Raw genomic sequence first — 12159 nt, 5'->3', positions numbered from 1 at the left:
GTCGGTAGCGCCACGGCGCAGCAGCATACGGCACCGATGTTCAGATCGCCGGTAGTCCCTCCGGGCCGGCACCCCGCATCGAGCGGGTGAGTTTGCGGTCGTCGCTCCACAGGAAACACCGAATGCCCCGGTCACCCTCCTCCCACTCGCGTTGCGACGGTGGGTAGTAGATGGACCCGGCCCGGTACGGCAGGTCGCTGTTGTTCGGCACGGACGCGAACTCGGCGATCAACTGCATGCAGCGTTGGTGCGACTGCGCGGGTGACTTCTTGAAGTCGGCCCAGCTCATGTCCCGCTCCTCGTAGACGCCCACGAACTCGGCGCGGTGCGGTTCGGTGCAGAGCACCGGCGCCATGTAGTTGAGGTTGTCGCCGATCAGCTTCGGGTCGAAGCAGCGGTGCGTCAGCGGGTTGTCGCCGATCAACGCGCCGCGCAGGCTGCCGGTGCGGTTGACCGGGCGGGTGTTGTCGATGCTGCCGGTCTCGCTGAGGTCGCAGCGGAACCAGCGCGCGCCGCCGGACCAGGCGGGTGCGGACGGCAACGCGAGCGACAGCGCCAGCCGGGCGGTGTGCCAGTCGCCGCCGAGCACCTCCCGGGCCCGCTGGTCGCACTCGGCGCGGGCGGTGCGCAGCGCCGGCGACCCGGACTCGGGCCGGGCCTCGGTCAGCGCGTCGGGCCCGACGAACGTGCCGACGTGGATGGTCTCGGCCAGGTGACTGCGCGCGCAGTCCACCGTCTCGTAGGTGCTGGCCTGCACGACCGGGATGATCCGGGGCAGGCAGGTGTCGGCGGCGGGAGCGAACGGCTTCGGGACCCGCAGCGCCGGCCAGTCGTCGGTGAGGTCACCGTCCGCGCCTCGCGCCGGCGCGCAGCCGGCTAGCAGCATCGTGGTGACGCCGGCCAGCGCCAGCGCTGGAAGCCACCGTCGCATCGTCCGCCCTTCCGGGAGCTGGCGGCCGGTCACCGCGCCCCGCGGCGAGACCCCGGCGGGCGTGCAGCCTACGGCACAGTCCCGGTTGGAGTGTCGTCGCCTTTCCGTCGATCGGCCAGCCACTGACGTCTGTTCGTCCGGAATCGGCGGTCCGGAGCGACCAATTCTGCACCACTGGTCACTGCTGGGTCACAGCGCGTCCCTGTTGGTGCCGCGATGCGGGTTGCGGTCCGCAACGTTCGTACACTGACCACGTGACCGTACCGCCGCCGATCGTCGCGCCGAGCATTCTGGCCGCCGATTTCGCCCGCCTCGCCGAAGAAGTCCGTGCCGTCGAGGACGCCGCGGACTGGTTGCACGTCGATGTGATGGACAACCACTTCGTGCCGAACCTGACCATCGGGCTGCCCGTCGTGCAGAGCCTGCGGGCTGTCACCGCGATGCCGTTCGACGTGCACCTGATGATCGAGGATCCGCGCCGCTGGGCCCCCGGTTACGCGGACGCCGGGGCGTACAACGTCACCTTCCACGCCGAGGCGTCCGACGATCCGGTGGCGCTGGCCAAGGACCTGCGCTCGGCCGGTGCGAAGGCTGGCCTGGCCATCGACCGGGACACCCCGATCGAGCCGTACCTCGACCTGCTGCCCAGCTTCGACACCCTGCTGATCATGACGATCAAGGCCGGCTTCGGCGGGCAGCGGTTCATCCCGCAACTGCTGGACAAGGTTCGTACCGCCCGCCGCCACATCTCCGCCGGGCACCTGGAACTGCGCATCGAGGTGGACGGCGGCATCGCCGCCGACACCATCGAGCAGGCCGCCGCCGCGGGCGCCGACGCGTTCGTGGCCGGCACCGCCGTGTACGGCGCCGCCGACCCGGCGGAGGCCGTACGGCACCTGCGGGCACTGGCGGCACGCGCGGCTCCAGGCGCCTGAGGTGGACTCCGACGACGACCGTAAGGACATCATCCTCGTCGTCGACGACGACGAGGACATCGCTCGTTTCGTCGAGTTCAACCTGCGGCTGCACGGCTTCGAGGTGATCCACGCCAGCGACGGTCAGGAGGCGCTCGAGGTCATCGAACGCCAGCGTCCGGACCTGGCGGTGATCGACCTGATGATGCCCCGGATCGACGGGTTGGAGCTGACCCGGCGGCTGCGCGCCGACCCGATGACCTCCGCCATTCCGGTGATCATGTTGACCGCCAAGGGCATGACGGTGGACAAGGTGCACGGTCTCAGCGCCGGCGCCGACGACTACCTGGTCAAGCCGTTCGACACCGCCGAGCTGGTGGCCCGGGTCTCCTCCACGTTGCGCCGCAACAAGGAGTTCCGGGAGGTCTCCCCGCTGACCGGGCTGCCCGGCAACAGCCGGATCCGTCGGGAGATCAGCGACCGGGTCCGCCACGGTGTCGACTACGCGGTCGGCTACATCGACATCGACCGGTTCAAGAGCGTCAACGACCGGTACGGCTTCGTCCGCGGCGACGATTTCATCTCCGCGCTGGCCCGCAGCCTGCACCGGGCGGTGGTGGCGGTGGGGCTGCCACCGGCCTTCCTCGGTCACGTCGGTGGCGACGACTTCGTCATCGTCTGCGCCCCGGACCAGGTCCGCCCGCTGACGTCCCGGGCGGTGGTCGACTTCGAGAAGTCGGCCGACACGCTCTACGACGCGACCGACCGTGAGCGCGGCTTCGTCGAGCTGAAGGACCGGCGCGGCAACATCCGGCGCGCCGCCCTGGTCACGCTCTCCATCGGGGTGTCCCTCTCCGACGCCGGCAAGCGGTTCACCGACCCCCTCGAAGCGATCGCGGTGGCCTCGGAGATGAAGACGGTCGCCAAGAGCCAGCCGGGCTCGTACGTGGCAGTGGACCGGCGTCGCGGCGTCACCTGACGCGTGATCCCGCTGTGAAGTACCTCGCCTAGGTGGCGGCGCACCCGCATCGGCGTGTAAGACTGCCCGTATAACCCACCACGCGCTGGCGGGACTCGGTGAAATTCCGAACCGGCGGTGATCCACGGTCCAACCGTGGTCAGCCCGCGACCCGGACGGCTCTGGCCGCCCGGTGGACCTGGTGAAAATCCGGGGCCGACGGTTGGGGGCGGTTCGTCCGCGCCCAGACAGTCCGGATGGGAGACAGCGCGCGGGACGGACGGGTCCGAGCCGGCCGCTGGCTTCAGCGCGCCGTGCCGAGCCCCCCGGGGCGGCTGTGCCGTTCCCGGACTCCGCCTCCGCCTGCCCGCGGCCCCATGGCCGCAGCCTCCCTGACCGCCAGCGCGCGGACCGGCGAGTGAGAGGGCAGGGGCAGCGCGATGGCCAGCGTCTCCGTCGATGAGGCGATGCGGCGTGCGATCGAGTTGGCGGCGCGCGGGCTCGGCACGACCAGCCCCAATCCGGTGGTCGGTTGCGTGCTGCTCGACGACGAAGGCCAGGTCGTGGGTGAGGGCTTCCACGCGTACGCCGGCGGGCCGCACGCCGAGATCGTCGCCCTCGCGCAGGCCGGGCAGCGGGCCAAGGGCGGCACCGCCGTCGTCACTCTGGAACCCTGCGATCACACCGGCCGCACCGGCCCCTGCAGTTCCGCGCTCGTCCAGGCCGGGGTCGCCCGGGTGGTCATCGCCGTGCCCGACCCCAACCCGGTCGCGTCCGGCGGCGCCGCCACCCTGCGCGCCGCCGGGGTCCGTGTCGACCTGGGCGTACGCGGCGAGGAGGCCGAGGCCGGCAACGTCGCCTGGCTGACCTCGATGCGTCGGGGCTGGCCGTACGTCATCTGGAAGTACGCCGCAACCGTCGACGGGCGCTCCGCCGCGCTCGACGGCACCAGCATGTGGATCACCTCGGAGGCGGCCCGGATCGACGTGCACGCCCTGCGTGGCACCGTCGACGCGGTGCTTGCCGGGGTGGGCACCGTTCTCGCCGACGACCCCCGGTTGACAGCTCGCAACCTTCGCGACGGCAGCCTGGCCATCCGGCAGCCGCTGCGGGTGGTGGTGGACAGCTCGGGGCGTACCCCGGCTGACGCCCGGGTCCGCGACGGCGCCGCGCGGACGTGGATCGCGACCGCCGCCGAGGTGGGCGCCGACCCGGACGGCCGGGTCGACCTGACGGCGCTGCTCGCGGCGCTGCACCAGCGCGGGGTCCGCGCGGTGCTGCTGGAGGGCGGCCCCCGGCTGGCCGGCGCGTTCCTGCGGGCCGGCCTGGTCGACAAGATCGTCGGGTACGTCGCACCCCGCTTGCTCGGCGCCGGCCCGACCGCCCTGGTCGACGCCGGAGTGAGCACCATCGCTGAGGCCATCGATCTGGAGTTCGTCGACGTTACGCAGATCGGTCCGGATCTCCGGATCACCGCTTTGCCCCGCAAAAGGGAGGGCTGAGATGTTCACCGGCATTATCGAGGAGTTGGGCGAGATCGTCCGGGTCACGCCGACGGCGGGCGATTCGGCGCTGATCGGCGTACGCGGTCCGCTGGTCACCTCCGACGCCCGGCACGGCGACTCCATCGCGGTCAACGGCGTGTGCCTGACCGTGGTGGACGTGGCCGACGGGGTCTTCACCGCCGACGTGATGGGGGAGACGCTGCGCCGCTCCGCGCTGGGCGCGCTGAACGTCGGCGACCCGGTCAACCTGGAGCGGGCCGCCGCACTCGGCAGTCGACTCGGCGGGCACCTGGTGCAGGGCCACGTGGACGGCGTCGGCGCGGTGCTCTCCCGGGAGCCGGCCGAGCAGTGGGAGACGGTCCGGTTCCGGCTGCCCGCCGCCCTGTCCCGGTACGTGGTGGAGAAGGGCTCGATCACCATCGACGGTGTCTCGCTGACCGTGGCCGAGGTGGGCGCGGACGAGTTCGCCGTCGGGTTGATCCCGACCACGCTCAAGCTGACCACGCTCGGCGCGAAGAGCGTCGGCGACCCGGTCAACCTGGAGGTCGACGTGCTGGCCAAGTACGTCGAGCGGCTGCTCGGCGACCGGCTCACCGGCACCGACGGCACCGGGGTGGCCCCGATCACCGGCGGGGTGGCCTGATGGGCCCGCTGAGCTGGCTGCTGGACGCACAGGTGCAGGTGGGCAGCTCGTCGGTGCTGGCCCGGGAGATCGTCGGCAACGCGTTCGGGCTGGTCTCCGCGCTGCTCGGGCTGCGCCGGCTGGTCTGGGCGTGGCCGGTCGGCATGGTCGGCAACGCGCTGCTGCTCACCGTCTTCCTCGGCGGGGTGTTCGCCACCCCCCAGGAGCACGACCTGTACGGGCAGGCCGGCCGACAGGTGTTCTTCTTCGCGGTCAGCGTCTACGGCTGGTGGCGCTGGCAGTCGAACCGCCGCGCCGACGCCGGTCAGGCAGCGGTCGTCCCGCGCTGGGCCACCGGGCGGGAGCGGCTGATGCTGCTGCTGGCTGCCGTGGTCGGCACCGCCGCCGCGTACCCGGTGCTCAAGGCGCTGGGCTCGTGGGGTCCGCTGCCCGACGCCTGGATCCTCACCGGCAGCCTGCTGGCCACCTACGGCATGGCGCGCGGCTGGGTGGAGTTCTGGCTGCTCTGGATCGCGGTGGACGCGGTCGGCGTGCCGCTGCTGCTGCGCGGCGGGTTCTACCCGTCGGCGGTCATGTACCTGATCTACGGCGCCCTCTGCGCCTGGGGCTTCGCCGCCTGGTGGCGCACCTCGCGCGCCGCGGCCCTCGCCCGTACGCCCATCTACCGGGAGGCCGTGGCGTGACCAGTTTCGGAAGTATCGAGCAGGCGGTCGCAGAGATCGCGGCCGGTCGGCCGGTGGTCGTCGTCGACGACGCCGACCGCGAGAACGAGGGCGACCTCATCTTCGCGGCCGAACTGGCCACGCCGGAGCTGATGGCGTTCATGGTGCGCTACACCTCCGGGTACGTCTGCGTGGCGTTGACCGAGAGCGAGGCCGACCGCCTCGACCTGCCGCCGATGCACCACACCAACCAGGACCGGCGCGGCACCGCGTACACGGTGACAGTGGACGCCCGGGAGGGCGTCAGCACCGGCATCTCGGCGGCCGACCGCGCGCACACCAGCCGGCTGCTCGCGGCAGCGGCGACCGACCCGACCGACCTGGCCCGGCCCGGGCACGTCGTGCCGCTGCGCGCCCGCGAGGGCGGGGTGCTGCGCCGCCCCGGGCACACCGAGGCGGGGATCGACCTGACCCGGCTGGCCGGGTTGCGCCCGGCCGGCGTGCTCTGCGAGCTGGTCAACGACGACGGCACCATGATGCGGTTGCCGGACCTGGAGAAGTTCTCCGCCGAGCACGGCCTCACGCTGATCACGATCGCCGACCTGATCGCCTACCGGCGGCGCACCGAGAAGCAGGTCGAGCTTGTCGCCGACGCCCGGATGCCCACCCGGCATGGGGTCTTCCGGGCCCTCGGCTACCGCGCGGAGCACGACCCGGCCGAACACATCGCGATGGTGCTGGGCGACCTCGGCGACGGCCAGGACGTGCTGGTGCGGGTGCACTCCGAGTGCCTCACCGGGGACGTGTTCGGCTCACTGCGCTGCGACTGCGGGCCGCAGCTGGACGCCGCGCTGGCCCGGGTCGGGCGGGAGGGCCGGGGCGTGGTGCTCTACGTCCGCGGGCACGAGGGGCGCGGCATCGGGCTGCTGCACAAGCTGCAGGCGTACCAGTTGCAGGACTCCGGCCGCGACACCGTCGACGCCAACCTCGACCTGGGCCTGCCGGCCGACGCCCGCGACTACGGCACCGGCGCGCAGATCCTCTACGACCTGGGCGTGCGCTCGATGCGACTGCTGACCAACAACCCGGCCAAGCGGGCCGGGTTGGAGGGCTACGGGTTGACCATCACCGGCCGGGAGGGGTTGCCGGCCGGCGCGCATCCGGAGAACCTGCGCTACCTGCGCACCAAGCGGGACCGGATGGGTCACCTGCTGGACGAGTTGGACGAGCTGTCCGAGGCGCCGCTGGGGCGCCCGGTCGCCAACGACGAGATCGGAGCATGACGATGGCGGGTTTCGGTGAGCCGGGAGTCGACGCGGTGGATGCCGCGGGGCTGACCGTCGGGGTCGTTGCCGCCCGCTGGCACGGCGACCTCACCGACCACATGCTGGAGCGGGCGTTGGCGGCCGCCGAGGCGTGCGGGGCCCGGTCCGTGGTCGCCCGGGTCGCCGGCTCGGTCGAGCTGCCGGTGGTCGCCCAGGCCCTCGCGCGCCGCTGCGACGTGGTGGTCGCGCTCGGCGTGGTGGTCCGCGGTTCCACCGCCCACTTCGACTACGTCTGCCGCTCGGTCACCGACGGGCTGACCCGGGTGGCGCTGGACGAGGGCAAGCCGGTGGCGCACGGGGTGCTGACCGTGGAGACCATCGAGCAGGCCCGGGACCGCGCCGGTCTGCCCGGCTCGGCGGAGGACAAGGGCTGGGCCGCGACCGTCGCCGCGCTCGACGCCGCGCTGGCCGTCCGGACCGTCGCCGCCGGCAGCGCCCAGCGGGTCGGCTTCGGCGGCTGAGGCATCCTCGCCGGCGGCTGCCCGCCCTGGCCGGCTTGAGGGGCGGCCGGCTTCAGAGCCGGCCGGCCTCGATGATCCGGTGCAGGAACTGCCGGGTGCGCGGCTGGGTCGGCTCGCCCAGCACCTGCTCGGGCGGGCCGCTCTCGACGACCCGACCCTCGTCGAGGAAGCACACCTGGTCGGCGACCTCCCGGGCGAAGCTCATCTCGTGGGTGGCCAGCACCATGGTCATCCCGTCGGCCTTCAGGTCCCGGATCATCGCCAGCACCTCACCGACGAGTTCCGGGTCCAGCGCGGAGGTCACCTCGTCGAGCAGCATCAGCCGAGGTGAGTTCGCCAGCGCCCGGACGATCGCCACCCGCTGCTGCTGCCCGCCGGAGAGCCGGTCCGGGTAGGCGTCCGCCCTGGCGCCGAGCCCCACCCGGTCGAGCAGCTCCCGGGCCTGGGCCTCCGCCTCCGCCCGGGCCCGCCGGTGTACGCGGCGCGGGGCGAGGGTGACGTTCTCCAACACGCTCAGGTGCGGAAAGAGGTTGTACGCCTGGAACACCATGCCGATGCGCCGACGGACCCGGTCCGGGTCAACCCGGGGATCGGAGATGTCCTCCCCGTCCAGCTCGATGGTGCCGTCGTCCAGGTCCTCCAGCAGGTTCACGCGGCGCAGCAGCGTCGACTTGCCCGATCCGGAGGCGCCGATCAGCGCCACCACCTGATGCTCGGAGACGGTCAGGTCGAGCTGGTCGAGCACCACCTGGCCGGCGAACTCCTTGCGCAGACCCCGGCAGCGAAGCAAAGCCATCCTCAGCCTCCCGACTGTCGGCGCGCCGCCCGCAGCGTCACCCAGTCGGTGACCGCGATCAGTGGGATCGCGAGCAGGACGAAGAGCACTCCCGCCACGACGTACGGCGTGTAGTTGAACGACTGGGCGGTGGCGATCTGAGCCGCGCGGACCGCGTCGATGGGCCCGGCGAGCGAAACCAGCCCGACGTCCTTCTGCAACGCCACCACGTCGTTGAGCAGGGGCGGCGCCACCCGACGGACGGCCTGCGGCAGCACCACGTGGCGCATCGTCTGCCGGTAGGTCAGGCCCAGCGAGCGCGCCGCGGCCAGCTGGCTGGGGTGCACCGACTCGATGCCGGCCCGGAACACCTCGGCGAGATAACCGCTGTAGGTGAGGACCAACGCGGCCCCACCGAGCACCAGCACCGGCGGCATCCCCTGCAGTCGCAGGCCGGGCACGCCGAGGGTGAGCAGGTACAGCACGATGATCAGCGGCAGGCCGCGGAAGGTGTAGGTGTAGCCGGCGGCCAGCGCCCGGACCGGGAAGAAGACCGGGCCGCGCAACGTCCGCAGCACCGCGATCACCAGCCCGAGCAGCAGCGCGCCGACCGCACAGCAGACCAGCAACCGGACGTTGAGCCAGAGCCCGCTCAGCACCGCCGGCAACGCGTCCCGGGCGATCTCCGGGTCCAGGAAGGACTGCCGCACCCGATCCCAGCCGGGCGCACCGGTCACCGCGACGACCAGCAGCGTGCCGAGCGCCGCCGTGGAACAGGCCGCGACCACCACGCTGTAGACGGTCTGCCGATGCCGGTACGCCGACCGCCGCCGCTGCGCCTCGGAGGGCACGTGATCCAGGAGCGTCACCGCAGCTCGGCCGCCCCCGCCGCCTGCGCGAGCCACGTCTGCTCCAACTGCTTCAGCGTGCCGGCCGCGGTGAGCTGACCGACCGCGCCGGTCACGCAGGAGGTCAGCGGGGAGTTCTTGTCCAGCAGCAACCCGAACGCCTCGGGCGTACCGACCTGCGGCACCTGCCCCACGATCGTCGCGTCGGTGATCTCCGCCCCGGTGATGTAGAAGGCGGTCGGCAGGTCCACCACGAGACCGTCCAGCTGCCCGTTCTGCAGGGCCTTCTTGGCGTCGTCGTTGCTGTTGTAGACCTGCGGCTTGGCCGACGGCTTGATCACGTCGGTGATCGCCTGGTAGCTGGTGGTGCCGACCTGGGCGCCGAGCCGCGCGTCGCGAAGATCTGCCAGCGACGTCTTGCCGGCGATCTTCGACGACTTCAACGCGACGACGGTCTGCCGCACCAGGTAGTACGGCGCGGAGAAGTCCACCGCCTGCTTGCGCTCCTCGGTGATGGAGAACTGGTTGATGTCGAAGTCGAAGTCCTTCGGCCCGGGCGCGATCGCGGTGTCGAACTTCACCCGCGTCCAGGTGACGTCCGCGCGGGCGTAGCCGAGCTTCTCCGCCACCGCGTACGCGACGGCCGACTCGAAGCCCTCGCCGCTCTCCGGCTTGTCCTTAGAGAACCACGGCTCGTACGCGGGCTGGTCGGTGGCGATGGTGAGCTTGCCCGGCGTACGGGTGGGCAGGCTGTCCTTGGCGCAGGACGGACCCGTGGTGACAGTGGGGGTTGGTAGTTCCTTCTGTGGCGCGCATCCGGCGGTGGCTACGACGGCGGCACCGGCGAGGGTGAGCGCGAGGAGACGTGAGCTGCTGGCCATGGCCGACAGCGTAGAGCTCCATGAGCATCGATCGAAGGTTGTCCCACCATGCCGATAGGGAATTGCCGCCTCGAAGTCCCGCTGACCGGGTGTTGGCGGACCCGGACGTACGGTGCGAGTCGACCGGCTGGAAGAATCCTCTCCCGTGAAGACGTTCGAGGAGTTGTTCGCCGAGCTGCAGGCCAAGGCCGCCGCCGGCACCCCGGGCTCGGGCACCGTCGCCGCCCTGGAAAAGGGGGTGCACTTCATCGGCAAGAAGGTCGTCGAGGAGGCGGCCGAGTCGTGGATGGCCGCCGAGCACGAGGGGCCGGAGCGCACCGCCGAGGAGATCTCCCAACTGCTCTACCAGGTCCAGGTGCTCATGCTCGCCAGTGGTCTCGACCTCAAGGACGTCTACCGACATCTGTGAGTGCCCCCACCCGTTGATCGCCATCCGGATCGAAGGAGCACTCCGTCATGTTGCGTGTCGCCATCCCCAACAAGGGCACCCTGGCCGAGCCGGCCGCCCAGATGCTGCGCGAGGCGGGCTACCGCCAGCGCACCGACCCCAAGGACCTCGTCTGCCGGGACGAGGCCAACGACGTCGAATTCTTCTACCTGCGCCCCAAGGACATCGCCACCTACGTCGGCTCCGGTGACCTCGACCTCGGGATCACCGGCCGGGACCTGCTGATCGACTCGGCCGCGCCGGCGGAAGAGGTCGTCGACCTCGCCTTCGGCCGGGCCACCTTCCGCTTCGCCGCCCGCCCCGACGACATCGCCTCCGTCCAGGATCTGGGCGGCCACCGGATCGCCACCGCGTACCCCGGGCTGGTCGAGCGGCACCTCGGCGAGGTGGGAGTCAAGGCCGACGTGATCCGCCTCGACGGTGCGGTGGAGAACGCCGTACGCCTCGGTGTCGCCGACGTGATCGCGGACGTCGTGGAGACCGGCGCCACCCTGCGCCAGGCGGGCCTCGTCGTGTTCGGGGAGCCGCTGCTGCGCTCCTCGGCGGTGCTGGTCCGGCGTGCCGGCGCGCCCGCGAACGCGCAGGCCGAGCAGTTGCTGCGCCGTCTGCACGGTGTGCTGGTGGCCCGCCGCTACGTGATGCTCGCCTACGACGTGCCGGCCGGCCTGCTGGACCGCGCCAGCGGGCTCACCCCGGGCATCGAGTCACCCACCGTCTCGCCGCTGCACCGCGAGGGCTGGGTGGCGGTACAGGCGATGGTGCTCCGCGACGACGTCCACCGGATCATGGACGAGCTGTACGAGTTGGGCGCTCGCGCCATCCTCGTCACCAACATCCACGCCTGTCGCCTCTGACCGTTCGTCCGGCGGGCGGCCCGGCGCTTGATCAACTCGTGTTCGCTGAAACGGGGGTGTCCGCGCGCCAGGGACACCCCCGTTTCACGAAAACCGAGTGGATCTGTCGCGCCGGCGCGGGTGTGCGGCGCGGGTGTGCGGCGAGGAACCTCCCGGCGGCCGTGCCCCGACCGGGAAGATCGCGCTTGATCATTGAAGTAGTGGTGTCGATCTCGACGGAGGCCACTGGATCTTGAATCGAGCACGATCTTCGCGGTGCGGTGCGGTGCGGTGTTGCCCGGTGGCGCGATGTGGTCGTGCCCGCATGGCTGGGCTGAGTGGTCGCTCGGCGGGTGGTGCGGCCCACGGGCGGGTGCGGATGGCAGACTGGTGGGGTGAGTGAAACCGAACTGGTCCGCCTGAAGCCCCGCCGCATCCGCGTGGTCTGCTGGTCGGCGGCGGTTGCGCTGGTGGTGGTGTTCGGTCTGGTCGCCACCTCGCTGAGCGGGCCGACCGGCGACGGTTACGGCAGCTTCCAGCGCGGCGACCAGATCGCCATGGTCGGCTTGGGCATCTTCGGGGCGCTGGGCTTCCTGCTGTTCACCCGTCCGCGGGTGGAGGCGGACGCGCGTGGCGTCCGGGTGCGCAACATCATCAGCTCCTACGAGCTGCCCTGGGAGGTTGTCCGGGGAGTCCGGTTCGACCGGGGCGCGCCGTGGGCCAGCCTGGACCTGCATGACGACGACCTCCTGCCGATGATCGCCCTCCAGGCGGCCGACAAGGAGCTTGCCGTCGACGGGGTCCGTGCGTTGCGGCGACTGCACGAGGCGCACCAGGCCCACCTCGCCGAACGCGCCGCCGGCCGCTGACCCGCACCTGTCTGCCCGGCCCCTGCGTCGGGCTCTGCTCGGCGTCGGCGTCTGCTCCCGCGTCGGGCGCTGTCCCGCCTCGAACGCGCCGTTGGTCACTGACCCG

14 protein-coding genes are annotated in these 12159 nt (G+C 71.7%); 10 read left to right on the top strand and 4 right to left on the bottom strand.

All coding sequences use genetic code 11. The features are described from left to right. Positions 1 to 40: 40 nt before the first annotated feature. Positions 41 to 931 carry a septum formation family protein gene (locus KBX46_RS15360; protein ID WP_210793007.1) on the bottom strand — a complete coding sequence of 297 codons (891 nt, stop codon included), beginning with the start codon at positions 929 to 931 and terminating at the stop codon, positions 41 to 43. 254 nt (positions 932 to 1185) lie between these two features. On the opposite strand from KBX46_RS15360, the gene rpe reads away from it, so the two are divergent. From rpe to ribH, 7 genes are all read left to right on the top strand, one after another. Further along, the gene (gene rpe, locus KBX46_RS15355; RefSeq protein ID WP_088947472.1) at positions 1186 to 1866 is read left to right on the top strand and encodes a ribulose-phosphate 3-epimerase; all 681 of its coding nucleotides are present in this window, start codon (positions 1186 to 1188) and stop codon (positions 1864 to 1866) included. Between the two features lies 1 nt (position 1867). After that, on the top strand, positions 1868 to 2824 hold the full coding sequence (locus KBX46_RS15350) for a response regulator (RefSeq protein WP_088947473.1): 957 nt from the start codon (positions 1868 to 1870) through the stop codon (positions 2822 to 2824). A gap of 419 nt (positions 2825 to 3243) precedes the next feature. Further along, positions 3244 to 4305 (top strand): bifunctional diaminohydroxyphosphoribosylaminopyrimidine deaminase/5-amino-6-(5-phosphoribosylamino)uracil reductase RibD, encoded by a 1062-nt coding sequence (gene ribD / locus KBX46_RS15345; protein WP_210793006.1) that lies wholly within the window; start codon positions 3244 to 3246, stop codon positions 4303 to 4305. Position 4306: 1 nt separating this feature from the next. Next, positions 4307 to 4951: a riboflavin synthase gene (locus KBX46_RS15340; protein ID WP_210793005.1), complete on the top strand. Its 645-nt coding sequence runs from the start codon at positions 4307 to 4309 to the stop codon at positions 4949 to 4951. After that, positions 4951 to 5634 (top strand): nicotinamide riboside transporter PnuC, encoded by a 684-nt coding sequence (pnuC, locus tag KBX46_RS15335; protein WP_210793004.1) that lies wholly within the window; start codon positions 4951 to 4953, stop codon positions 5632 to 5634. The genes KBX46_RS15340 and pnuC overlap by 1 nt, the downstream gene beginning before the upstream one ends. After that, the gene (locus KBX46_RS15330) at positions 5631 to 6896 is read left to right on the top strand and encodes a bifunctional 3,4-dihydroxy-2-butanone-4-phosphate synthase/GTP cyclohydrolase II (RefSeq protein WP_210793003.1); all 1266 of its coding nucleotides are present in this window, start codon (positions 5631 to 5633) and stop codon (positions 6894 to 6896) included. Before pnuC ends, KBX46_RS15330 begins: the two co-directional genes overlap by 4 nt. A 2-nt stretch (positions 6897 to 6898) precedes the next feature. After that, a complete protein-coding gene (gene ribH, locus KBX46_RS15325) occupies positions 6899 to 7399 on the top strand; it encodes a 6,7-dimethyl-8-ribityllumazine synthase (protein ID WP_088947478.1) in 501 nt (166 codons plus the stop codon). 52 nt (positions 7400 to 7451) lie between these two features. Here the strand turns inward: ribH and KBX46_RS15320 are convergent, their stop codons facing one another. Genes KBX46_RS15320 through KBX46_RS15310 form a run of 3 tightly spaced genes read right to left on the bottom strand, consistent with a single transcriptional unit; the run spans position 7452 to position 9903 of the window. Continuing rightward, the gene (locus KBX46_RS15320; protein WP_210793002.1) at positions 7452 to 8195 is read right to left on the bottom strand and encodes an amino acid ABC transporter ATP-binding protein; all 744 of its coding nucleotides are present in this window, start codon (positions 8193 to 8195) and stop codon (positions 7452 to 7454) included. A gap of 2 nt (positions 8196 to 8197) precedes the next feature. After that, positions 8198 to 9043, bottom strand: coding sequence for an amino acid ABC transporter permease (locus KBX46_RS15315; RefSeq protein ID WP_099857298.1), 846 nt, complete (start codon positions 9041 to 9043; stop codon positions 8198 to 8200). Next, positions 9040 to 9903, bottom strand: coding sequence for an ABC transporter substrate-binding protein (locus KBX46_RS15310; RefSeq protein ID WP_210793001.1), 864 nt, complete (start codon positions 9901 to 9903; stop codon positions 9040 to 9042). The genes KBX46_RS15315 and KBX46_RS15310 overlap by 4 nt, the downstream gene beginning before the upstream one ends. A gap of 145 nt (positions 9904 to 10048) precedes the next feature. Here KBX46_RS15310 and KBX46_RS15305 point away from each other — a divergent pair, with 145 nt between their 5' ends. From KBX46_RS15305 to KBX46_RS15295, 3 genes are all read left to right on the top strand, one after another. Beyond that, entirely contained in the window at positions 10049 to 10312 is a 264-nt protein-coding gene (locus tag KBX46_RS15305; RefSeq protein WP_088947482.1) for a phosphoribosyl-ATP diphosphatase, read from the top strand. Between the two features lie 47 nt (positions 10313 to 10359). Beyond that, complete coding sequence (hisG, locus tag KBX46_RS15300) at positions 10360 to 11205, top strand: ATP phosphoribosyltransferase (RefSeq protein ID WP_088947483.1); 846 nt, start codon at positions 10360 to 10362, stop codon at positions 11203 to 11205. A gap of 374 nt (positions 11206 to 11579) precedes the next feature. Next, the gene (locus tag KBX46_RS15295; RefSeq protein ID WP_172862001.1) at positions 11580 to 12053 is read left to right on the top strand and encodes a PH domain-containing protein; all 474 of its coding nucleotides are present in this window, start codon (positions 11580 to 11582) and stop codon (positions 12051 to 12053) included. Positions 12054 to 12159: the final 106 nt, after the last annotated feature.

Origin of the sequence: Micromonospora sp. C81 (genome assembly GCF_018070425.1) — a bacterium.
Lineage (GTDB): Bacteria > Actinomycetota > Actinomycetes > Mycobacteriales > Micromonosporaceae > Micromonospora > Micromonospora zamorensis.
The sequence above is the reverse complement of the archived record's forward strand: the minus strand, read 5'-3'. Positions and strand labels throughout refer to the sequence as shown.

Bases quoted from the DNA above. Each gene is read 5' to 3' on its own strand.
- ribH (WP_088947478.1), top strand. From the start codon at position 6,899: ATGGCGGGTTTCGGTGAGCCGGGAGTCGACGCGGTGGATGCCGCGGGG.
- pnuC (WP_210793004.1), top strand. From the start codon at position 4,951: ATGGGCCCGCTGAGCTGGCTGCTGGACGCACAGGTGCAGGTGGGCAGC.
- ribD (WP_210793006.1), top strand. From the start codon at position 3,244: ATGGCCAGCGTCTCCGTCGATGAGGCGATGCGGCGTGCGATCGAGTTG.
- KBX46_RS15310 (WP_210793001.1), bottom strand. From the start codon at position 9,903: ATGGCCAGCAGCTCACGTCTCCTCGCGCTCACCCTCGCCGGTGCCGCC.
- hisG (WP_088947483.1), top strand. From the start codon at position 10,360: ATGTTGCGTGTCGCCATCCCCAACAAGGGCACCCTGGCCGAGCCGGCC.
- KBX46_RS15360 (WP_210793007.1), bottom strand. From the start codon at position 931: ATGCGACGGTGGCTTCCAGCGCTGGCGCTGGCCGGCGTCACCACGATG.
- KBX46_RS15340 (WP_210793005.1), top strand. From the start codon at position 4,307: ATGTTCACCGGCATTATCGAGGAGTTGGGCGAGATCGTCCGGGTCACG.
- KBX46_RS15320 (WP_210793002.1), bottom strand. From the start codon at position 8,195: ATGGCTTTGCTTCGCTGCCGGGGTCTGCGCAAGGAGTTCGCCGGCCAG.